Source organism: Marinobacter sp., from assembly GCF_041595835.1.
GTDB lineage: Bacteria > Pseudomonadota > Gammaproteobacteria > Pseudomonadales > Oleiphilaceae > Marinobacter.
In genome coordinates, this window is sequence record NZ_JBFHJO010000016.1 from 1 (window position 1) to 21,563 (window position 21,563).

Here is a 21,563-nt window from a genome sequence, read left to right on the forward strand (position 1 = left end):
CAGCCCCAGGTAGCAGAAGCAAAAGCTGCAGTGTCTGCTGCTGAAGCCGCTGTGGCCAGCGCCAAAAAAGATCTGGCTCAAACTCTGATCAGGGCACCGTTCGACGCACTGATCGTCAGTCGCAACGTGTCACCAGGTAGTTATCTGCAAGCCGGAGGAGAGATTGCGGAGCTTTACAGTGCCGACAGGGTTGAAATTTCTCTGCCTCTATCTCAACAGGACTGGCACAATCTCCCCAACATTACGGTACTGAACAAAGGCCGTTGGCCGGTCGCCCTGATTTCTGTTGAAACCGGACAACAATGGAGCGGTTATATTCAGCGCGCCGAGCGTCACCTGGACGACACCACCCGCCAGCAATCACTGGTTGCCGCAGTAGATCGCCCGCTGGAGCAGGCTGAGATATTAGCCCCGGGAACTTTTGTCAGAGCGGAAATTCAAGGCCGTGAACTGAACAACCTGTGGCGACTCCCCGCTTCATCCCTCAGCCAGCGAGGCGAAATCTGGTACGAAACTGATGGCATCCTAGCCAGGTTCTCTTCTGCTCCGGTGGCCAGTGACGAACAGGCAATTTATATCCGCCCCCCATCATCGCTCTATGGCCAACCCGTCAACGTATTGGCGCACCCTTTAAGCACCTACATGCCGGGCATGGCGGTCAATCCTGTGGAGACCTCCGATGACTGATCTTAACTGGAATAAAGGCATCATTCCCTGGTTTGCCAACAATCCGGTGGCGGCCAATCTTTTGCTGATTCTGGTCATCGGCCTGGGCGTTCTCCAAATGGGAGACCTTCGAAAAGAAGCTTTTCCCAGCACAGAACCCGACAGCCTGACGATATCCGTCGTCTACAACAGTGGCTCAGCCCAGCAATCGGAAGAAGGGTTGGCAATCAAGATTGAAGAACAACTGGAAGATGTCAACGGTATCAAGGACATCACCAGCACATCGACCGCGAGCGGTACCAGGGTCACCGTAGAAAAGAAAAGCGACTACGACCTGGATGAGCTGCTGCGGGATGTAAAAAACAAGGTGGATGCTATTTCTACATTCCCCGCAGACGCCGAGAGTCCGGTCATTGAGAAAGCTGAACGGGAAGAGCATTCTCTCTGGATACAGCTCCATGGCGATGCAGACCGGCACACGTTGCAACAACTGGCTGAAGAACTGAAATCCGATCTCCTTGCCATGCCCGATATCAGTCGGGTCAGCAAATCGGGTTGGCTGGACCCCATGATGGCAATTGAGATTGATGAAGGAAGACTGCAGTCCTACGGCCTGTCGCTGTCTGATGTTGAGGATGCGATCAATCAGGGCTCCTCCAGCACGATGACGGCGGTTTTAAGAAATGAGCAGGTCTATCTGCAGCTTAAAGCCTCACAACAGGCTTACCTTAAGGAAGAGTTTGCCAGGATTCCACTTGTCACCAGCACCAATGGCACCATCGTAAAACTCGGTGAGGTCGCGTCGATAAACGACACCTATGACGATGACACCGCCGTGCTCTCCCGGTTTTCCGGCGAAAACAGTGTGGCCCTTCAAGTGATCACTACCGGCCTGGATGACATCACGGAGACGGTTGAGGCTGCCAAATCAGTGGTCGAACAATGGCATAGCAACGGAAACCTGCCTCATGGAGTAGAGCTCACCAGTTGGTATGACCGCAGCAGTTTTATCACTGAACGACTTGATCTGCTCATTAGTAACGCCCTCACCGGCATCGTCATGGTGTTCGTGCTTCTCGCTCTTTTTCTCAACCTGACCGTAGCATTCTGGGTTTCCATGGGCCTGCCGTTCATCTTCTTCGGAACCCTGTATTTTATGGGGGACCGGTTTGCCGGCCTGTCACTGAATGAGTTCACAACCTTCGGATTCATCATGGCCCTGGGGATCGTGGTGGATGATGCCGTGGTGGTGGGCGAAAGCGTCTATACCGTTCGGAATCAGGAAGGCGATACCCTGAAAAATACTATCCGGGGCACTCTGCGGGTAGCCGTGCCCACACTGTTTGGTGTGTTCACAACCGTGGTTGCCTTCTATTCTTTGTCGAATCTCAGTGGAAAGCTGGGGCAGATCTATGCCCAGTTCGCAGCCGTAGTGACTATCTGTCTGTTACTGTCGGTTGTTGAATCCAAACTCATCCTCCCGGCTCACCTGGCACATCTGAACACCCACCGGAGAGCCAGTAGTAACCTGCTCCTTGAAACCTGGCGACGGATTCAGCACGGAGCAGATTCCGGATTGCAGTGGTTCAACGACCGTATTTATAAATCGGTTATCGAGTGGGCACTGGCGTATCGGTATGCCGTTGTTGTGCTATTTGTTGCGATGTTTGCACTGGTTATGGCCATGCCATTCACGGGTGCCGTTCGAACCAGCTTTTTCCCGGACATACCGGGCGACACCATCAGAGCAGAGATTACCATGGAGACCGACGCCAGCTTTGGGCTCACCCATTCTGCGCTGCTGTCTCTGGAACAAAAAGCCCATGAGATCGACAAACAGCTCATTGAGCAGGCAACAACAGAGACAGACACCGGCATTGCGAATCTTCAGGTACTTTCTGAAAGCGATCAGTCTGGAAAAGTGACGGTCGAACTGGCATCGAATGCTCCCTACGACATCAATGCCTTCTCCCGCCTCTGGAAGCAACGTGCGGGACTGCCTGAAGGCGTTCGAACTCTGAGTGTCGCCAGCCGGCCAGTAATGGTAGATGCCCTTCGTATTGAGTTGAGGGCCTCTGACGACAATCTGCTGACTGCCGCTGGGCGGGATATCAAAGAACAACTCACTAAAATTCCGGCGGTCAGCGGAATTGAAGATAATATCGAAGCCAGTCAGCCTCGCCTGCTCCTCGAACTCAACGCTCAGGGACAGGCTCTTGGTCTGACTACGGATACACTGGCCCGCCAGGTTCTGCAGGCATTTAGCGGCCAGGTCGTTCAACGTTTCCAACGAAGTAACGACGAGGTCGAAGTGAAAGTGCGCTACCCGGAAGGCGCGCGGGAAAACCCAATCGATGTGCTGAATGCGCGCATCAGAGCCAACGATGGTACCGTGCTACCGTTGTCTAGTGTTGCCACCGTGACCTATGGCTATGCCCGGGATACCATTACCCGCATTGATGGCAAACGAGCCCTGTATCTTTCTGCCGATGTGGATAAAGACATTCTGTCTGCATCAGAACTCGTGGCCAGCCTGCAGAAAGAACTGGTTCCACCGCTGGAGCGCCAGTATCCGGGGCTTGATATCAGTTTTGCCGGTGAAGCCGAGCAGCAGGCAGAAACCCAGACCTCTATGGCGCACGTATTCATGATCGCCATGCTGGTCATCTATATGCTGTTGGCTATTCCTCTGAAGTCATATATTCAGCCAGTCCTGATCATGACTGCCATCCCGTTCGGGATCGTCGGGGCTATTCTGGGACACTGGCTGAACGACCTCTCTATCAGTATTCTGTCCCTGAATGGCATTATTGCTCTGAGCGGTGTGGTGGTGAATGACAGTCTTTTGCTGGTATCCCGATACAATGAACTTAAACCAGATGCTGACCACCAGATTGAAGCCATCAGCAAAGCATGCAGGAGTCGCCTCCGGGCCGTGTTGCTGACATCATTTACCACCTTCGCTGGTCTTGCCCCCCTGTTATCCGAAACCTCGGCTCAGGCCCAGTTTCTGATACCAGCTGCCGTTGCATTGGGATACGGGATTATGTTCGCAACGGTAATTACATTGATCCTGATCCCGGTTCTTGTGGCCATTCAACACGACGTGACCGAACGGCTCACAGAATTCCGTCGGTGGTTTACTGTAACCCCGGATAAACAAGAGGCAGATCCATGCTGAAACTGTTACTGGCCGAAGACGACCTGGATCTGGCCCAGACACTGGTTCAGTATCTGGAGCTGGAGGGGTTTATCTGTGACCATGTGAGCAATGGCATAGCCGGGTACAACCTGATAAAGCAGAACAATTACGATGTTCTGTTACTCGATATCAACATGCCTCGTCTGGATGGACTCGGGCTTTGCCAACGTTTACGGGATCAGGGAAATGATACCCCCGTCATGATGCTGACGGCACGTGATCAGCTGGATGATAAGCTTCAGGGGTTCAATGCCGGCACGGATGACTATCTGATCAAACCCTTTGATATGGAGGAACTGGTCGCCAGAGTCCGGGCTCTCGCGAACCGAAGAAGCGGCCAGATACAGATGCTCACCTGTGGTGAGTTGCAGATGAACCTCAGTGAGAGGAGTGTGTTCCGGGGCAGCCTTGCAGTGAAGCTCTCACCCACCAGCTGGCGCTTACTGGAATGCCTGATGCGCGCATCACCGCACCCTGTATCAAGAAGCGTATTGATGGATGCTGCCTGGGGGGATGACCATCCGGATAGCAACAGCCTGAAAGTTCACATTTATAATCTTCGCAAAGCGATTGATGGACCGTTTTCCGAACCTCTTCTTCACACCATTAGCGGCGCCGGATTTGCTATTAAACCACCCGGAACGGGCAAGACGAATGTTTAACACAAGGATTAGCCTCAGAACCGTTCTGATATCGTCCTTTCTGGCATTGGGGCTCATTCTGGTAGCCGCTTACTCATTGGTTGCCAAAGACCATTTCATCCGGGGACTGGATGCAGCCATGGCAGGCAATATGGAAAAAACCGCCCGAACCTTCAATGAAGTGATTGGTGTGAGGGAAATAGAGAAGATTAGAGAATTCAGTGGTTTTGACGTAGCGAGCCAATGGAATAGCTTGCCAGCTTATGTCCAGAGTGCATTTCCAAATGGACCAGGTGACTCAGGCCAGCTACTCAAAAAAGAAGACAGCTCCTGGTTCAGTCACCCGGGCTTCATCATCTTTGCAATGCGCTACGATACCGCATACGGCCCATTGTATCTGAGTCAGAAGCTAACGCATCCGAAAGCATCTACAGTACTCCCCCAGGCTGCCCGGCAAAACCGGTTATTTACTCTGACCGTAAGCATTCTGGTGATCACGTTTATTGTCATTATTTCCTGGCTACTACTGCGCCACGTATCTCGCCCGATGGCCGCGCTGCGTGCATGGACCCATTCGCTGGACAACGAAAAACTTTCGCGCCCTGTGCCGGACTTTTTGTACCCCGAACTTAACGAAATGGCAGAACTGATCCGCAACAGCCTTTCCTCAGTTCAACAAGCTGTAGACCGGGAACGCCGATTTCTAAGGCACGCCAGTCATGAGCTCCGGACACCGATAAGCACCATTCGCTCCAATATAGAGTTACAGCGAAAACTGGCGCAAAAACGTGAAATAATCGCGAACGAACAAGAGATCGTTGACCGGATCGACCGAGCCAGCCTGACCATGAAACACCTTACGGAAACACTGCTCTGGCTGAACCATGAACCGGATACCCCGCTTCAGCCCGAGGTTGTCGACTTACCAGAGCTCATACGTGAACTGGCGGCCGAAATGACATACCTGCTGGCCGGGAAGCCAGTCACCACAGAAATCAGCACCCTGCCCTGTAACTGCAACGTACCGCTGGTTCCGGCGCGTATTATTCTGGGTAACCTGATCCGAAATGCCTATCAACATTGCTGGGAAGGAACGGTTGTTATTGAGCAGCGGGGAAATCGCATTGAGATCAGCAACCCCGTACAACCTGATGCGCACAATGCCCCCAAAAAATCGTCAGACATCACCGGCTACGGGCTGGGGCTGGAGCTGACGACAACTCTCAGCGAGCGGATTGGGTGGCATTACACATCCTCTCTTGCGAAGAACATTCATCGCGTGGTTGTTGAGATTTAAACTGACAGCATCAACTCGCGTCAGTATCTTCCTCGCTGTCACGTCGTTTTACCTGTTTATGGCCATCTTCAGTTTGGCCAATCTTCCAGTAGCTGGATACGTAGAACTGTGCCTTCGGAACATCAAAGGTCCGACGTAAATACTGCCTTAACGCCCGCATTGATCCGAATTCAGAGGCCGACCATATTGACGGGGTACCTGGCAGAGCGGGTAAAACCTGCACTTTTTCCAATAGGGGCCGCCCCTCAGGACATGGTGAAGGGTTGATGACCCAGTGAATAGCCAGCCCTTCCGGGTGCGTTAACGACTGAATGTCTGCTTCGTCGCGCACTTCAATTACTGCATAACCTCGGGCATCGGCAGGGAGATTTTCCAGATTAACGCTGAGTGCCGGGAGGGCCGTCATGTCAGCCACGAGCAAATACCAGTTACCGTCCTGACTGATCAGCTTCCGGGCACCAGGACCGGCCACCAGAATTTTGTCTCCGGGTTCAGCTTCACTGGCCCACGCCGAAGCTGGGCCATGCTCATCATGCATAACAAAATCAACGTCGATTTCGTCAGGCCGCTGCTGTCGGATGGTATAGGTGCGCATCAATGGTCGTTCATCACTACTCTCTTGTGGAAACAGTAGCTTGATGTACGCACTCTCCTGCCCTTGTGGAAAGTCCTTCAGCGCATCTCCACCCAAAGTGATCCTGAGCATATTTTTGGTCACCCATGAACGCCTTTGTACACTGAGTTCCCGTGCCTGAGGTTTTGCCAAAACGAACTCCCGTTTTATCAGAGACTTAGATTTATTACTTAAAGTAATTGTTTACTCGAATCCTTCCAGAACGATCTTGCCCACGGCCGTTCCCGTTTCCAATTCTGCATGAGCGGCGCGCAGATGTTCCGCATTAATTGCCCCCAGATTCTTCCCGGCGGTGGTGCGAATATAACCCTGATCCACAAGGCCCGAGACTTTATCCAACAGGTCATGCTGGGCCTGCATATCATCAGCGTTATGCATGGAACGCGCAAACATGAATTCAATGTGCAGAGACAGGCTCTTCTGTTTGATTTTCATCACATCCAGTGCAGCCGGGTCGTCAATCATGGCAATTCTTCCAAATGGCCGGAGTACCGCAACATAATCATCGAAGTATTGATCGGTGGCATTCAGGCTGGCCACGTGGGAGATCGTCGCGATTTTACCCTCGGACACCAGTTTTTCGATCTGCGGCTGCAGCGGCTCGCGATGGTTCACCACAAAATCTGCACCCAATGATTCTATCCATTGACGAGACTCCGCCCGGGAGGCCGTGGCCACCACGGTGGCTCCCGTTAGTTTCTTGGCTAACTGAACCAGGATGGAACCAACGCCGCCTGCGGCGCCAATCACCAGGATCACGTCGTCGGTCGGAGTAGCATTTTCCGGATTCTGCTGCTCAAGCCCCAGGTGGTCAAAGAGTATTTCCCAGGCCGTGATGGTTGTCAGAGGCAACGCTGCCGCCTCCGCATCGCTCAGGCTCGCAGGTTTTCGGCCGACAATACGTTCGTCAACAATCTGATACTCTGCATTGCTACCCTGGCGAGTGATGTCCCCCGCATAATATACCTGATCGCCAGGCTTGAATAATGAAACATCCTCGCCCGTCGCCACAACCTCTCCGACTGCATCCCAGCCCAAGACTTTAACCTGACCGGTCTCTGCTGAGGCCTGTTGACGCACTTTGAAATCGACAGGATTCACACCAACAGCCCTGACACGAACCAGCAGGTCGCGCCCTTCAGCGACGGGCTGAGGCAGCTCTACATCTTGCAATGACTGAGAATCTTCAATCGGTAGTGATTTAGTATATCCAACGGCTTTCATACTTTTCTCCACAGTGATTTACGAGTGGCGACCAGTGTGATGCTTATTTATACTGCTTAAAACAGCCTAATCACATAAACATATTCAAAAATTATTTGATAATGAACTTCAACGATCTTACCGTGGTGCTGAAAGTGGCGGAATTCCGTAATATCACGGCCGCTGCGACCAGCCTGGATATGCGAACAGCGACAGCCAGCGCCGCTGTTAAACGCGTAGAACAGGAATTGGGGGTCGAACTGTTTGTTCGCTCCACCCGCCAGCTGCGCCTCTCATCCGCAGGTGAAAAATATTTACCGCAATGTCAGCAGGCACTGAATTTACTGGAAAACGCCCGGACAAATATCCGTTCCGGCACGGAAGCAGTGGAAGGAGAGATCCGGCTATCAGTGTCATCTGACCTTGGACGAAACAGAGTAGTTCCCTGGATCGATGAGTTGATGGCGGATCATCCAGGCTTGAGTTTGCGGATCCAGATTACTGACAGCAATGTGGATTTTTTCCGGGATTCAGTTGATATGGCCCTCAGGTACGGCTCTCCTAACGATGCCAACCTTTATGGTTTCAAGATCTGCGATGTACCACGGCTGCTTTGCGCCACGCCTGACTACCTGTCCCGGCACGGAACGCCAACTCATCCTCACGATCTCGCAGGCCACAACGGTCTGTTTTACCAATTGCAAGACATCCCTTACAACGTTTGGCCTTTCAACCGCGACGGTGAGGAAATCCGGATAAAGATGAAAGGCAACCGGGCATCCAACGATGGCGATCTGGTGCGTCGTTGGTGCGTCGACGGACAAGGCGTGGCAGTGAAGTCCTGCCTGGACATGTCAGATGACTTGCTCGCGGGCCGAGTCGTCAATGTCATGCCCCGATATACACCACCGGCGTCCGAACTATGGCTTATCTGCCCGACACGCCAATCCATTACGCCCGCCATGCGGCTACTAAGGGATCACCTTCAGCAACAATGCCATGCGCTTATTGACCATATGACTGAATACGGGATTTTCAATTCAGCCGATTAAACCCCGTGTCTCCTGAAAGTGAGGCCGGAGAATGGGCAATGATGGCAGCGAGCACACAGTACTGGCCGCTAAATCACACCAACACTTGCCGGGTGTTTGAGATGTAGTGATGAATCTGATGCTCAGTCTCCGAATCTACCGCGGTTTCCGGGCGACGACCGTTCGGGCAAGGCATGCGGGGAGTTGTTCCAAACAACCGGCAAATCAACGGGCGTTCCTCGTACACAGTACAGCCATCAGGGCCAAGGTGTACGCAATTGAACTCTTCTAATGCAGTTTCATGTTCAGCATCCGACTTCACTGGCAGACGCGACATCTCTTCAGAAGATGCTGTGACCGGGCCACAGCAATCGTGGCATCCAGGCACGCACTCGAATGTAGGAACACGTTCCCGAAGACGGGCAATAATATCTCTGTTACGGTACATTTCGAATGACCATTATGCCTCTCGTTTATCGTCGCATACCCTTATGCCCCATGTTACAGCTCATCAGGCCAGATTGTGAACGTGTATCACAAACTCGGTACCTTCATTATCTGACTGAGTAATATCCAGTTCCCATCCTAACCGCTCACAAACCAACCGGACAATCAGCAAACCAAATGTAGTGTTGCTGAACTCTCCGGCCCGGGAGCTGACTGAGCTGGGCCCTTTAGTGATATTCAGGTGTTCAGCTATTTTTGGGGGAAGCCCGGTACCAAAATCCCGCACTGTGATTGTGTTTCCAACGACGCTTATGTCCACTTCTTTATGAGTGTGCCGCAGCGCATTCTGTAACAGATTACGTAGTAACATGCGTATAAGCGCAGGATGAGTTTTGGTTCTCAGCCCTGGGCTATTGTTGTGAAAAGTAATTCGTCCAGCATGTTCCGGATATCCATTTTCAAGGTCATCAATGGTGTTCTGGATGACATCTTGCAACATAATGGTTCGGGTATCGCCTTCGGAGGTTTCACGCCGGGCCAGCTCTAGAAGCACCTCAGTATCGTCGCGCATGGTTTGCATAGCCCGGCGGATACGGGTCAGTGTTTTCTGATCCGCTGAAGACAAACTTTGTCGTTGTTCCAACACATTCAGAGCGCCACTCATCACAGCGAGAGGAGTACGTAGCTCATGACTGGCGAGCTTTACAAACGATTTTTCCCGCTCAATATGATGTTCAAGCTCAGATAGAAACCGGTTAAATGCTTCAGCAATCTCGCAGAACTCTTGATCCCGAAAATCTGTAGTGATTTGCTGCATGGAGCTGCCGGGAGTGGTGCTCAGAACTTCACGAGTTAACTTCTTGAAGGGGCGCACCAGATACCCAGCACCCGCACGCGCAACAAAAATGCCGATCAAGAGCATGAAGCCAGCCACACCAATCAATACAAGTTGAACCAGAGCCTCACGATTCTCCATAATCGTAATATCCTGAGCCAGGAAAAGCTTTCCATCAGGCTCCAGCAACTGCTCGCCGTGAATCAACAGAGTTGTCTCTCCCACCTCGATCTCTTCGGAAAGTGGTAACTGACGACCCCGAAAATACTCAGGAAGCAGGGTTTCAGGATCACCGTCCGGGAGAAAAACCACTTCCAGCTGTGCTGTTTTTATAGGCTGAAAATGCCCTTCCTGGAGTTGTGCCGTAAAATACGTGGCTTCTGCCTTCAGCTCCAGTTCCAGAATCGTGTCCTCAACGTCATCAACAAACACCTCAAGAATAAACATCGAGATTACAGTCGTGACGACAATCAGAATAAGCAGAGTGCGAGCCAGGCGCGAAGTCAAAGATGGCTTCATTGTGTGTCTTCAACTTCTTTCATAGAGCCTTCCAGGCTGTAGCCTCGACCATGGATCGTTTTTACAAGCCCGCAACCCAAACCTGACTGCAATGATTTGCGAAGAGTATAGATGTGAGTACGAAGACTGTTACCTTCCGTTTCTCCGTGACGCCCGCCCCACAATGCATCACTTAATGCCTCGTGACTGATAAAGCTCGGATAGGCCCGAACCAGAAGCTCAAACAAACGGGCGGGAGTGCCGGTCAACGCGGTTTTAGAACCGTGCAGTTCAACTTCCAGAGTGCCGGGGTCAAACCGGATATCGCCAGCAACCAAGACAGGCCTCTGCGGCGCATGGCGTCTGTGCAGCGCGTCTATCCGAAGCTGTAACTCGCGCAATTCGAACGGTTTGACAAGATAGTCATCAGCACCGCAATCAAACCCTTTTTCTTTATCGGTAAGGGTACTCAGGGCGGTCATCAGAATGACAGGAGTCTGGCATTGCAGGTCTTGACGAATGCGCCGACAAATATCGAATCCATTGACACCGGGGAGCATCAGGTCAAGTACGATAACGTCATAGCTTTGAGTGGCCAGCAGATGCAATGCGGTCAAACCATCAGCGGCGAAGTCCAGTATGTAACGCTCCTCGCCCAGGAATTCGAATAGGTTTTCCGCAAGATCTACCTGATCTTCGACAATTAACAGTCTCAGAGGAGATTGGTTAGATGTCATTCGAACGAGCTCCATTGGCGTCAGACACCGGCTGTTCATCACCGGGTGTTCCCTCAATGACAAGCAATTGATGGCGACTATTTCCCATAAGCTTTGTAGCTGAGCCAAATAATTCAGCGACGTTTTCATCGGTCCAGGTCTCTGGAACAACAATATACAAGTGATGAAACAGGTTTGCGGCCTGCAAGTCGCTTAACTCACCCTCGACCAACTGCAGTGCGGTTCCGGTTGAGTAGAATCGAGCTGAAAATGGCAAGTCATTCAGATAGATCAGAGGGCTATCGCCGGTCTCCCTTATCTGTTGATAATAGCTTACCAGCGCCTTTTCTGTCTTGAGAGGCATCCATCCGGTGACGGCCAGGCCGACAAAGACAGTCAGCAATACCGGGACAAATGCCACCAAGCCAAGCCGCATCCACGATAACAAGGAAGACTCACATTCCGCCGCCCAACGGCCGATAAGAATAGCCGTGAACGGCAACGATGGCAGTATATATGTCCAGAGCGTGTTACCTGCAAGCGTAAAAAACAGCATCGGCGACAGTGCGCTGACCAGCAAAAAGCTAACGCCTGGATTTAATATTGTTTTGCCTACGCTCCCATTTCGTTTACCTCTGAACCACCTCGGGATCAGGCTTGCCAGAGCAACAACGCCCCAGGGAAACGAAGCCCAAAGCCAGAACACCCATACCATACCTTTGGGTTGTTTATGGGCGCTGCCGTATAAGTCTCCTGACCATCCCGGGTCCAAAAACCGGCGAAAATGCTCGCCTACAATAAAATAATCAAGAAACCCGGGGGTCTTCATCTCAGCCAGCAGGTACCACGGAGAAACCAGCAAAACAGTTAACAGCGAGCCACGCCACCAAGGTAACCGTCGAAGATTACTGATTGCTTCCCGCCATGAGAGCAGTAACCACAACACGACAGGAATCCCTGTAAGTACCAGTGCCAAGGGCCCTTTAGACAGGAGCCCTATAACCAATCCAAAGAAGAATGCCCAGCGCCATACCCCGCCCTCTCCTGCCATTACCAAACCAAAGCTGACCAAAGTAAGGGTCGTTCCCAGTGCTAAAAAGGCGTCGGTCATAACGGCACCTGCACTGATATAAGTAAGAGCCATCGTTGCGAAAACCAGACAACTCCACCGAGCCACCTGAACACTCCACAGTTGCCGAGCCAGTCGTCCGACCAACCAGACCATGCCAAGAGTGACCAGCCACGATGGGAATCGCAGAGAAAATTCTGAAACCCCAAACATCTTAATTGCCGCGGCCTGGGCCCAAAAAGATAAAGGCGGCTTGCCCCAGAACGGTACGCCTGGCTCAAACCAGGGTGTAATCCAATCCCCCGTTTCAGCCATCAAACGAGCGATTTCCGCGTAGCGAGGCTCAGTGGTATCTGCAAAAGGAAACAAGGCCATACCGATAAAACGACTAACGAGTACTGCAATCAATATCAACAACCAAAGATTAAACCGCTTTGACATGACGCGCCCCTGCGGTTTGGTGCCTGGCCTGTTGACGCACGCTTTCCTGGTTTTCTATCACTTCTTCTGTCAGGTACACCGGCCGCTGCTTCGATTCCATATAGGTCTTGCCGACGTATTCACCTACAATGCCTACACTTATTAATTGAATTCCGCCCAAGAAGCTGATGACAGCCACCAGTGAAGGATAACCACTGGTGGCATCACCCAGCATTAACGCTTTGACCACAATCCAGGCACCAAAAACAGCCCCCAGACTGGCCGCAATGAGCCCAATCACCGTAGCCCAACGCAGGGGCGACACGGAAAACGAAGTTAACCCTTCCAGAGCCAGTCCTACCAGGCCGGGGTAGTCCCATTTTGTCTCGCCCGCCGCTCTTGGTTCGCGGTCATATTGTATGACCTGAGTCGGCATACCGACCCAGGCGAACAGGCCTTTCATGTAACGATTGCGTTCTTTCAGCGCCAGCAAAGCATCCATCGCTTTTCGGCTCATCAACCTGAAGTCACCGGTATCCACCGGGATATTCGTTCTGCTTGTGAGATTTAACAGTCGGTAAAACAGGTGTGCACTCCAGCGTTTAAACGCAGTTTCGCCGGCTCGTGAGCGGCGCTGCATAAGTACCACGTCAACACCTGACCGCCAACAGTCAACCATGGCCGGGATTTGTTCAGGCGGATCTTGTAAATCTGCGTCCAGAACGATTACAGCATCACCCTTTGCATGTTCAAGCCCGGCAGTCATCGCAGCTTCCTTGCCAAAGTTTCGGCTCAGCTTAACAAGGCGTACGCCAGGCGATCGATCGATAACGCTGCGAATGTACTGGGCGCTGCCATCATCACTACCGTCATCAACCAGAACAATTTCCCAGCGCAGGTCTAACGCAGCAAGTACCGCAAATACTCTTTCAAAGAACAGTGGCAACATCGGGCGTTCGTTAAATACAGGAACCACAAGAGATAACAAACGTCCGTCTGGAGGAACAACGGGAAACTCAGCGTGTTTGTTCATGGAAAACCAGCCTCTGGTAAACAACGTAATTTATTGCAGCGACAAACCCGGTGGTTACAACCTGGGACAAAGTGACAGGAAGCCCCAGAATGCGATTGAGCAGGAAAAAGAAGGTGAGGTTGCACAACCATGCAACAAGACAGGAGCTGATATAGCGCCACAAAGTGACCCTGTGTGGACCAGCATTGCGGAACGCCATTCGCCGTTGAAGATCGTAGTTTAAGGCCGCCCCGAAAATGCTTCCGCTGGCGGTAGCGTTCGTTGGCGAAAACCCAACGCCCATCAAGGCCGCCATAACCAACCAGTGAAACAGCGTAGCCAGGCCGCCAGCGGCCATAAATCCCTGTAGCTGGCGGGATAAAAATGTACTCATGACATAACCACCACATTGACGACTTAGAGTCGTTCTGACATTGAGCCGTTACGTTAGCTCAGGCGGTGTCACGGCTATGTGGAGGTTTTGTCAGGAAAATGTCAAAACATCAGAGGAGTGATCGCCAGGATAACTCCTCTGACTTATTATTCCGCGCGCTGCGTTATTCCGAGCCGTTGGTTTACCGCATCGCGAATCTCCCGGTAATGATCCGGGTTGTTTATTAACGCATCAAGATCCTCTTCCGGGAAAATCTCAGCTTTCTTTGCCTTGGCGTCGTCATTAGTAAAAATAGCTGGAAGCAACTGCTCTAAGCAGCGCAGCATAACTTCAGGTGAAACGGATGCACCTGGCGAGGCTCCGAGTAAAGTGGCATAGGTTTTGTCTGTAGACACAACCAACTCAGTCCCCATTTGCAAAGCGCCATCTTTAATAATTTGAACGCGTTGGCCAGCTTCAATGGGCTCCCAGTCAAACTTTTCGCTCAAGCCCGGAGCAAAACTGTCGAGCTCCTTAAGCATGCTGTTCTTACCTTTGAAGCTCTCGGAAATCAGATACTTAACCAGCGGGAAGTGATCCAGGGTCACGTTAATCAAGCCTGGGATATCATGCAGGCGAAGTGAGGTAAAGTAATCGAGGAATCCCCTGCCCTTTTCCAGAACGGGTTTGAAAGACGCGAACGGACCAAACAACAAGTAATATTGCCCATCCACCAGACGCAAATCCAAATGCGGTACAGACATAGGCGGAGCGCCGACTTTAGCACGACCATAGGTTTTCGCCCGGTAGGTTTCGGCTTGTTCAGCACTGATCGGCGTTTGTAGAAAACGGCCGCCCACCGGAAAGCCGGTGAACCGGCTTCGGAACGGCAGCAGGCTCTTCTTAAGTATAGGAAATGCCCCGCCTCCAGCGCCAACGAAAAGCACATCGGCCTTATGCTGAATCTGGGCACCGTTATGTTCAGCCTCTATAACCCACCTTCCCGTCGGGCTCCTGTGAACGCGCTTAACATGGGTTCCATACTCAACTTTAATTCCTAAATCACGCACGGCGTATGCCGCCATCTGTTCTGTCAGTGCACCAAAATTGACATCAGTACCCGTTTCAATGACGGTTGCAGCCATTTTTTCATGACGCGGCCGGCCTTCCATCGTGAAAGGAATCCAGCTCTTAATTTCATCAAAGTCTTCTGAATAACGCATGTGTTCAAAGAAATGGTGGGCCGACATTTCAGTGAACCGCAGCCGGAGTTCTTCAATCGCGGACTCCGAAACAATGGTGCAGTGCTTGGTTTGGTTGATGAAGGTTTTAGGATCCTGAATGGCGCCGGTTTTAACCAGATAAGCCCAGAACTGCTTGGCAATATTGAACTGGGCGTGGATTTTCAAGGCTTTTTCTACCGAAATTTCCTCTTCATCCACAGGCGTGTAATTAAGTTCGCAGTTCGCCTCATGGCCCGTGCCGGCGTTGTTGAATGCCCAGGAATTTCCAGCTCCGGGGCCGTCGAGCCTTTCCAGAACGGTGATATCCAGGTCGGGCGCCAACTCTTTCGCCATAACAGCAAGAGTGGTGCCCATAATTCCGGCGCCGATGATTATTACGTTCATAGATTCAACCCGCCAATTTTGAGTTCTCAGATCTGGATTTTCAGATCTTTCTTCCTCAAAAATAGCATGATTCAGGTAGGCTCTGAAAATTTACCACTGCCCCCACCTGCCATGAAGGTAGCTCTGAGCCTTACTGCTGGCGCCGTTCAACGTCTCTGAGGGCATCTTCCAAAAACGAATCCACGGTTTCGCCAGGCAACAGAAGTTGCTGCTCAATCATTTGGTTCCGCCATTCGGATTCCTCAAAAATACAGCGATATTCGTTGGGGAATTCAACATAGAGTTGTTTGAAATTATCCCGGGCCCGGGCTTTGTTCGGTGACTGTCGACGCGACTCCAGAACCGCAATGTTATAAAGGGCGCCGGCCCTTATATTATCTGGCTGACTGTCATCGTTGTAGATTGAAGTAAGACGATCGATCACATCGTCAACACCGGTCAGACGGTGCTCCTTGATGATCTCAATGGCTGATTCCATCACCCGCTCTTCGCCATTTTTGCAGGGCGAATTAGCATGATCAATCAGGTATTGATCTACAGCCCTTTCCACATCGTGTTTGTACTTATGATCCTGTTTTTGCTCATACACGTAACCAGTTCCTACGGTTGTGGCAATTGTGCCGGGTAAACACCCGGACAGTGCGACGGCACAAACAGCCGCAGCCGCAGTGAATTTAGCTTTGGAGTACAAGTCTCGAGCAGTCATTGTTTCGTCCCTGTGAGGTTTTCAGGCTAATTTTACACATCGTTACACAAGACGTTAGCCATATTTGATTCCGAGTACCGTGAGCTCAGTAGAAAAACACATAATTTTCTTTAAGAGAGCTATTTCCATGGCGCTCATCGATGGTTGAGACGAACCGCTAATAACCAATACGGGGGCGCGGCGTTAGCATGGGAGTTATTGTTATCGAACCTGACTTTGGACGCATCGCATGACTTATGCACGCATTGCCGGAACCGGCTCTTACCTGCCGGACAACGTCGTTACCAATCTTGACCTGGAAAAGAAGGTTGATACTTCTGACCAGTGGATTCGTGAACGTACAGGCATCGAACAGCGCTACATAGCCCTGCCCGGCCAAACCACTGTGGATTTAGCAGAGCAGGCAGCTTTGCGAGCTATAGAGGCGGCTGGCATTAAGGCCTCAGATATTGACCTGATCATTTTCGCCACCACAACACCCGACAAGGTTTTCCCTAGTTGTGCCTGCATCCTCCAGGCACGACTTGGAATTCAGGGCTGTCCTGCTTTCGATATTCAGGCAGTGTGCAGTGGTTTTGTTTATGGCCTTGCTACAGCTGAAAAGTTCATTCGCACCGGCACCACCAAAAAAGCCCTGGTGATCGGTGCAGAAGTTTTTTCAAGAATTCTTAACTGGGAAGACCGAACTACCTGCGTCTTGTTCGGTGATGGCGCCGGTGCGGTGATACTGGAGGCCAGCGAAGAGGCTGGTATTCTCTCTACGCACCTTCATGCCGATGGGCGGTATGAAAAGCTTCTACACGTACCTTGTGGCGTTGCTAACGATTTTGACGCAATTAAAGCCGGGCAGGCTTTTGTTGAAATGAAAGGCAATGAAGTCTTCAAAGTGGCGGTAAACACGCTTGGCCAAATTGTAGATGAAACACTGAAAGCGAACCAAATGCAGAAGTCAGATATCGACTGGCTGGTTCCGCATCAGGCCAATCTCAGAATCATTTCCGCCACAGCCAAAAAACTCAGTATGTCGATGGAACAGGTTGTGGTTACTGTTAATCGTCACGGTAATACATCGGCGGCATCCATACCCTTAGCTCTTGATGAGGCCGTTCGCGATGGCCGTATCAAACGAGGTGAAGTCGTACTTCTTGAAGCATTCGGAGGTGGTTTTACCTGGGGGTCGGCGCTTCTTCGATATTAATTCCCATATTCTATTTATCTCTTTCAATATTTATTTTTAATATTTTTCGTTCTTAGCAGCCTCTGTTAGATTGCTCCTCAGATTTACTTATAGATTCTGAGGAGCTCACGATGAAAAAACTGTTTAAAGGCTTCGCGCTTGGTGCTGCCCTACTCTCTGCCCAGCCGGCTCTGGCCGCTGACCGGGAGCTTCTCAATACCTCTTATGATATTGCTCGTGAGCTTTTCGCTGCCTACAACGTGGAGTTCCAGAAGCATTGGCAAGAAAAAACCGGAGAAACCGTTGAGATCAACCAATCTCATGCCGGGTCATCCAAGCAAGCTCAAGCAATCATTCAAGGCCTGAAAGCCGATATCGCCACCTTTAACCAAGTGACAGACATCGACATTCTGTACAAGCGTGGCGGTCTGATTCCTGAAAACTGGGCCGAGCGTTTCCCGAACAACAGTTCACCTTACTATTCCACCATGGCATTTCTGGTTCGCAAGGGTAACCCTAAAAACATTCAAAACTGGGATGATCTGGCGCGCGAAGACGTGGCCACGGTTATGCCGAACCCCAAAACCTCAGGCAATGGCCGATACACCTACCTGGCCGCTTTAGGTTATGCACAAGACCAATTCGGCGATGATCAAGCCCGGATCGATGACTTTCTCGCAACCTTCCTCGGTCAGGTTCGTGTTTTCGACTCCGGTGGTCGCGGTGCCACCACCACCTTCGTTGAGCGGGGCATTGGTGACGCCCTGCTGACCTTTGAATCCGAGGTACTGAACATCGCTGATCGCCTGAAAGGCGAATACGAAGTCGTTACCCCGAAAGTGAGTTTCCTGGCTGAATTTCCAGTTACCTGGATTGATGACTACACGAAACAAAACGGTACAGAAAAACTCGCTAAAGAATACTTGGGCCATCTTTATTCGGAGGAGTCTCAACGTCTGTTAGCGAGCTTCAACTACCGGGTACATGACGAAACCGTCTTAAAGGAAAACGCTGACCGTTTCCGTAAATTGAAACTGAAATCTATCGAAGAGATCGCTGGTGGGTGGGAAAATGCAATGCAGACTCACTTCGCCAGCGGTGGCAAGCTGGATCAGCTTCAGCGTCGGCGGTAAGTGACTCAGATGTCTGTATCCGCTCCAGCAAGCGTCGCCCCTGTGCGGCGCTTTACCCGTCGCAACAAGCGGGTATTACCGGGCTTTGGTCTGAGCCTTGGCATTTCGCTGTTTTTTGTCAGCCTGGTACTTTTATTGCCGTTAACCGGGTTGGTTGTAGAAACGTCAGGCATGACCTGGGACCAGTTCCTGTTCACGATTACCGATCCCCGGGTTGTTGAATCCTACAAAGTCACTGTTTGGACCGCTTTTACCGCATCCCTATTTAATGGCGTGTTCGGACTACTTCTTGCCTGGGTGTTGGTGCGGTATGAATTTCCGGGCAAACGGCTGATTGACGCAGTGGTAGACCTACCTTTTGCTCTTCCCACGGCTGTTGCCGGCATTACCTTAGCGACACTTTTTGCTCAAAACGGCTGGTATGGACAATGGCTGGATAAGATCGGTATTGAAGTTGCGTTTACGCCAATTGGTATTGTTGTGGCAATGGCCTTCACCAGCATTCCTTTTGTCGTACGCACAGTACAGCCTGTACTTGAGGAACTGTCCCCCGCTGATGAAGAAGCCGCAGTTAGCCTTGGCGCTTCGGATGGCAGAGTCTTCCGTAAAGTGATCTTTCCTTCCGTTTGGCCGGCATTGGTTACCGGAGTTGCTCTATCCTTTACCCGCAGCCTGGGTGAGTTTGGTGCCATTATTTTCATTGCCGGTAACACTCCGTATGTCAGTGAAGTCACCAGTCTGATGATTTTCATTCGCTTGCAGGAATACGATTACGCAGCGGCCAGTGCCATTGCATCCATGGTTCTGCTGGCATCTCTGATATTACTGTTTGCCATTAACCTCTGGCAGGGCCGCTACCTGCGTCGGTTGGAGGGTCGGTAAATGACATCCGATAATAAACGCCGGGTAGGCGATCAGCCCTGGGTTCGCCGATCACTGATCAGCTTGGCACTTATTCTCACAATGACCTTCCTGGTCATACCCATCGTGGTGATCTTTGCTCAGGCAATGAGCGCTGGCTGGAGCACTTTTGCCGGTAACATTCTGAATGAATACACTCTTCACGCTATCGGTTTAACACTGTTCGTGGCGTTACTGACCGTCCCGCTGAATCTGGTCTTCGGCACTGCACTGGCCTGGTCGGTAACCCGCTTCAAATTTCCGGGCCGTAAGCTACTGATCACCTTGATTGACATCCCGTTTGCCGTATCTCCTGTTGTTGCTGGCTTGCTGTATCTGTTGCTCTATGGCCGTAACGGCTGGCTCGGCGGATGGCTTAGCACACACGATCTGCAGCTCATGTTCGCCTGGCCTGGCATTGTGATGGTCACCGTGTTTGTAACTTGCCCATTTGTAGCCCGGGAACTCATCCCTCTCATGCAACAGCAAGGTAGTGATGAAGAGGAAGCCGGAGTGGTTTTAGGTGCCTCTGGCTGGCGTATTTTCCGAAAAATCACGCTGCCCAATATCAAGTGGGCCCTTATTTACGGAGTCGTTCTGACAAATGCCCGGGCGGTGGGTGAGTTTGGCGCAGTGTCGGTAGTTTCAGGAAATGTTCGTGGCCAGACCAACACTCTTCCCCTTCACGTCGAGCTGCTGTATCAGGACTACAACATCGTTGGGGCCTTCGCCAGCGCTTCATTACTGGCGGCCATCGCCATCCTTACATTGGTGGCCAAGGCACTTGTGGAGTGGCGACAGGCCAAATCAGAAAATTCCGCGCTGGAAAAAGGAGATGTCTGAAATGAGCATCACCATCGAGAAAATTCATAAAACCTTTGGACAATTCCAGGCGCTTAAAGACGTTTCTCTGGAAATCCCTGAAGGTAAACTCACGGCTCTACTCGGACCTTCCGGTTCGGGTAAAACAACATTATTGAGAATTATCGCCGGCCTGGAATCTGCCGATACTGGCCGTGTATTTTTTGGTGGTGACGATGTCAGTAAGCTCCATGTGCGTGACAGAAACATCGGATTTGTATTTCAGCACTATGCTCTGTTCCGTCATCTCACTGTTGCACAAAATATTGCTTTTGGGCTGGAGTCGCTGCCACGTAAACAACGCCCTTCCAAACAGGAAATCGCTGAGCGCGTTGAGAAGCTTCTGGAGATGATCCAGTTGCCTCAATTGGCCGACCGTTACCCGGCGCAACTTTCAGGTGGGCAGAAGCAACGCGTGGCACTGGCCCGCGCGCTGGCAACACAGCCTCGCATTCTATTGTTAGATGAGCCCTTTGGTGCTCTGGATGCCAAAGTTCGTAAAGATCTTCGGCGGTGGTTGCGTGCTTTGCATGATGAATACCATTTCACCAGCATCTTTGTGACGCACGATCAGGAAGAAGCCTTAGAGCTCTCTGATCAGGTCGTGGTCATGAGTCAGGGTAAAGTCGAACAGGTTAACAGCCCGACCGAACTATATGCCCGGCCAGACAGCCGCTTTGTTTTTGATTTTCTTGGCCACGTTAACGTATTTTCAGGCGTGATAAAAAATCAAAAACTGGTTCAAGGCGACGCTTGGGTTTCACTTCCCGGCGCCAGGGGTGATCAGGAGGCTCAGCTGTATTTACGCCCCCATGAGGTACAGCTATCCAGATCTCCCAGCGCCAATGCACGGCTTCCCTTACGCATTGAGTCCATCAGTCTGATCGGATCTGAGGTTCGCATTGAGTTGGCCCCACAGGGCTGGCAAGCCACCGAGCTTTGGGAAACAGGCATGAGCCATACAGAGTTTGCCTTACAGAACCCGACCCGAGGAGAACTCTGGTATGCGGTGCCAAACGTCGGGCATATCTTTGTTGGTGACAGCCATCAGCCACGAACCGTCAACTGGAATTATCAAGACGCGGCCAACGCCAGCAATATGTAATTCAGGCCT

The 21,563-nt window shown here is 51.4% G+C and carries 20 protein-coding genes; 10 read left to right on the forward strand and 10 right to left on the reverse strand.

Going from position 1 to position 21,563, the window contains the following annotated elements; genetic code table 11:
* The 4 genes from ABYA77_RS07565 to ABYA77_RS07580 all read left to right on the forward strand — a co-directional run.
* The coding region (locus ABYA77_RS07565) for an efflux RND transporter periplasmic adaptor subunit (RefSeq protein ID WP_372965347.1) at positions 1–687 on the forward strand (687 nt) is incomplete at its 5' end.
* On the forward strand, positions 680–3,847 hold the full coding sequence (locus tag ABYA77_RS07570; RefSeq protein ID WP_372965348.1) for an efflux RND transporter permease subunit: 3,168 nt from the start codon (positions 680–682) through the stop codon (positions 3,845–3,847). The genes ABYA77_RS07565 and ABYA77_RS07570, both read left to right, overlap by 8 nt.
* A complete protein-coding gene (locus ABYA77_RS07575; protein WP_372965349.1) occupies positions 3,841–4,530 on the forward strand; it encodes a response regulator transcription factor in 690 nt (229 codons plus the stop codon). Before ABYA77_RS07570 ends, ABYA77_RS07575 begins: the two co-directional genes overlap by 7 nt.
* Positions 4,523–5,806, forward strand: coding sequence for a sensor histidine kinase (locus ABYA77_RS07580; protein ID WP_372965350.1), 1,284 nt, complete (start codon positions 4,523–4,525; stop codon positions 5,804–5,806). Before ABYA77_RS07575 ends, ABYA77_RS07580 begins: the two co-directional genes overlap by 8 nt.
* A 10-nt stretch (positions 5,807–5,816) precedes the next feature.
* Here the strand turns inward: ABYA77_RS07580 and ABYA77_RS07585 are convergent, their stop codons facing one another.
* Together ABYA77_RS07585 and ABYA77_RS07590 are read right to left on the reverse strand one after the other, a co-directional pair.
* Positions 5,817–6,572: a siderophore-interacting protein gene (locus ABYA77_RS07585; protein WP_372965351.1), complete on the reverse strand. Its 756-nt coding sequence runs from the start codon at positions 6,570–6,572 to the stop codon at positions 5,817–5,819.
* Positions 6,573–6,623: 51 nt separating this feature from the next.
* A complete protein-coding gene (locus ABYA77_RS07590) occupies positions 6,624–7,664 on the reverse strand; it encodes a zinc-binding alcohol dehydrogenase family protein (RefSeq protein WP_372965352.1) in 1,041 nt (346 codons plus the stop codon).
* A gap of 101 nt (positions 7,665–7,765) precedes the next feature.
* Between ABYA77_RS07590 and ABYA77_RS07595 the strand changes: the two genes are divergently transcribed.
* Entirely contained in the window at positions 7,766–8,695 is a 930-nt protein-coding gene (locus tag ABYA77_RS07595) for a LysR substrate-binding domain-containing protein (protein WP_372965353.1), read from the forward strand.
* A 73-nt stretch (positions 8,696–8,768) separates the two neighbouring features.
* Here ABYA77_RS07595 and ABYA77_RS07600 read toward each other — a convergent pair whose 3' ends face one another.
* The 8 genes from ABYA77_RS07600 to ABYA77_RS07635 all read right to left on the reverse strand — a co-directional run bounded on the left by ABYA77_RS07600 (position 8,769) and on the right by ABYA77_RS07635 (position 16,378).
* Positions 8,769–9,122, reverse strand: coding sequence for a YkgJ family cysteine cluster protein (locus ABYA77_RS07600; RefSeq protein ID WP_372965354.1), 354 nt, complete (start codon positions 9,120–9,122; stop codon positions 8,769–8,771).
* A gap of 63 nt (positions 9,123–9,185) precedes the next feature.
* Complete coding sequence (locus ABYA77_RS07605) at positions 9,186–10,475, reverse strand: ATP-binding protein (RefSeq protein ID WP_372965355.1); 1,290 nt, start codon at positions 10,473–10,475, stop codon at positions 9,186–9,188.
* Positions 10,472–11,191, reverse strand: coding sequence for a response regulator transcription factor (locus ABYA77_RS07610; protein ID WP_372965356.1), 720 nt, complete (start codon positions 11,189–11,191; stop codon positions 10,472–10,474). Before ABYA77_RS07610 ends, ABYA77_RS07605 begins: the two co-directional genes overlap by 4 nt.
* A complete protein-coding gene (locus ABYA77_RS07615) occupies positions 11,181–12,680 on the reverse strand; it encodes an ArnT family glycosyltransferase (protein ID WP_372965357.1) in 1,500 nt (499 codons plus the stop codon). The genes ABYA77_RS07610 and ABYA77_RS07615 overlap by 11 nt, the downstream gene beginning before the upstream one ends.
* Positions 12,664–13,692 carry a glycosyltransferase family 2 protein gene (locus ABYA77_RS07620; protein ID WP_372965358.1) on the reverse strand — a complete coding sequence of 343 codons (1,029 nt, stop codon included), beginning with the start codon at positions 13,690–13,692 and terminating at the stop codon, positions 12,664–12,666. The genes ABYA77_RS07615 and ABYA77_RS07620 overlap by 17 nt, the downstream gene beginning before the upstream one ends.
* Positions 13,676–14,065 carry a GtrA family protein gene (locus tag ABYA77_RS07625; RefSeq protein ID WP_372965359.1) on the reverse strand — a complete coding sequence of 130 codons (390 nt, stop codon included), beginning with the start codon at positions 14,063–14,065 and terminating at the stop codon, positions 13,676–13,678. Before ABYA77_RS07625 ends, ABYA77_RS07620 begins: the two co-directional genes overlap by 17 nt.
* A gap of 146 nt (positions 14,066–14,211) precedes the next feature.
* Positions 14,212–15,672, reverse strand: a complete 1,461-nt coding sequence (locus ABYA77_RS07630; protein ID WP_372965360.1) for a malate:quinone oxidoreductase — start codon at positions 15,670–15,672, stop codon at positions 14,212–14,214.
* A gap of 130 nt (positions 15,673–15,802) precedes the next feature.
* Positions 15,803–16,378 carry a hypothetical protein gene (locus tag ABYA77_RS07635; protein WP_372965361.1) on the reverse strand — a complete coding sequence of 192 codons (576 nt, stop codon included), beginning with the start codon at positions 16,376–16,378 and terminating at the stop codon, positions 15,803–15,805.
* A 229-nt stretch (positions 16,379–16,607) separates the two neighbouring features.
* Between ABYA77_RS07635 and ABYA77_RS07640 the strand changes: the two genes are divergently transcribed.
* From ABYA77_RS07640 to ABYA77_RS07660, 5 genes are all read left to right on the forward strand, one after another.
* The gene (locus ABYA77_RS07640) at positions 16,608–17,576 is read left to right on the forward strand and encodes a beta-ketoacyl-ACP synthase III (protein ID WP_372965362.1); all 969 of its coding nucleotides are present in this window, start codon (positions 16,608–16,610) and stop codon (positions 17,574–17,576) included.
* A 110-nt stretch (positions 17,577–17,686) separates the two neighbouring features.
* Positions 17,687–18,688, forward strand: coding sequence for a thiosulfate ABC transporter substrate-binding protein CysP (cysP, locus tag ABYA77_RS07645; protein WP_372965363.1), 1,002 nt, complete (start codon positions 17,687–17,689; stop codon positions 18,686–18,688).
* A 9-nt stretch (positions 18,689–18,697) separates the two neighbouring features.
* A complete protein-coding gene (gene cysT / locus ABYA77_RS07650) occupies positions 18,698–19,570 on the forward strand; it encodes a sulfate/thiosulfate ABC transporter permease CysT (RefSeq protein ID WP_372965364.1) in 873 nt (290 codons plus the stop codon).
* Positions 19,571–20,431, forward strand: a complete 861-nt coding sequence (gene cysW / locus ABYA77_RS07655; protein ID WP_372965365.1) for a sulfate ABC transporter permease subunit CysW — start codon at positions 19,571–19,573, stop codon at positions 20,429–20,431. It begins immediately after the preceding gene.
* 1 nt (position 20,432) lies between these two features.
* A complete protein-coding gene (locus ABYA77_RS07660; RefSeq protein ID WP_372965366.1) occupies positions 20,433–21,554 on the forward strand; it encodes a sulfate/molybdate ABC transporter ATP-binding protein in 1,122 nt (373 codons plus the stop codon).
* Positions 21,555–21,563 lie beyond the last annotated feature (9 nt).

Excerpts from the sequence above, each read along its gene's own strand:
- ABYA77_RS07570 (WP_372965348.1), top strand. The coding sequence starts at position 680 with ATGACTGATCTTAACTGGAATAAAGGCATCATTCCCTGGTTTGCCAAC.
- ABYA77_RS07575 (WP_372965349.1), top strand. The coding sequence starts at position 3,841 with ATGCTGAAACTGTTACTGGCCGAAGACGACCTGGATCTGGCCCAGACA.
- ABYA77_RS07580 (WP_372965350.1), top strand. The coding sequence starts at position 4,523 with ATGTTTAACACAAGGATTAGCCTCAGAACCGTTCTGATATCGTCCTTT.
- ABYA77_RS07590 (WP_372965352.1), bottom strand. The coding sequence starts at position 7,664 with ATGAAAGCCGTTGGATATACTAAATCACTACCGATTGAAGATTCTCAG.
- ABYA77_RS07595 (WP_372965353.1), top strand. The coding sequence starts at position 7,766 with ATGAACTTCAACGATCTTACCGTGGTGCTGAAAGTGGCGGAATTCCGT.
- ABYA77_RS07600 (WP_372965354.1), bottom strand. The coding sequence starts at position 9,122 with ATGTACCGTAACAGAGATATTATTGCCCGTCTTCGGGAACGTGTTCCT.
- ABYA77_RS07605 (WP_372965355.1), bottom strand. The coding sequence starts at position 10,475 with ATGAAGCCATCTTTGACTTCGCGCCTGGCTCGCACTCTGCTTATTCTG.
- ABYA77_RS07610 (WP_372965356.1), bottom strand. The coding sequence starts at position 11,191 with ATGACATCTAACCAATCTCCTCTGAGACTGTTAATTGTCGAAGATCAG.
- ABYA77_RS07615 (WP_372965357.1), bottom strand. The coding sequence starts at position 12,680 with ATGTCAAAGCGGTTTAATCTTTGGTTGTTGATATTGATTGCAGTACTC.
- ABYA77_RS07620 (WP_372965358.1), bottom strand. The coding sequence starts at position 13,692 with ATGAACAAACACGCTGAGTTTCCCGTTGTTCCTCCAGACGGACGTTTG.
- ABYA77_RS07625 (WP_372965359.1), bottom strand. The coding sequence starts at position 14,065 with ATGAGTACATTTTTATCCCGCCAGCTACAGGGATTTATGGCCGCTGGC.
- ABYA77_RS07630 (WP_372965360.1), bottom strand. The coding sequence starts at position 15,672 with ATGAACGTAATAATCATCGGCGCCGGAATTATGGGCACCACTCTTGCT.
- ABYA77_RS07635 (WP_372965361.1), bottom strand. The coding sequence starts at position 16,378 with ATGACTGCTCGAGACTTGTACTCCAAAGCTAAATTCACTGCGGCTGCG.
- ABYA77_RS07640 (WP_372965362.1), top strand. The coding sequence starts at position 16,608 with ATGACTTATGCACGCATTGCCGGAACCGGCTCTTACCTGCCGGACAAC.
- cysP (WP_372965363.1), top strand. The coding sequence starts at position 17,687 with ATGAAAAAACTGTTTAAAGGCTTCGCGCTTGGTGCTGCCCTACTCTCT.
- cysT (WP_372965364.1), top strand. The coding sequence starts at position 18,698 with ATGTCTGTATCCGCTCCAGCAAGCGTCGCCCCTGTGCGGCGCTTTACC.
- cysW (WP_372965365.1), top strand. The coding sequence starts at position 19,571 with ATGACATCCGATAATAAACGCCGGGTAGGCGATCAGCCCTGGGTTCGC.
- ABYA77_RS07660 (WP_372965366.1), top strand. The coding sequence starts at position 20,433 with ATGAGCATCACCATCGAGAAAATTCATAAAACCTTTGGACAATTCCAG.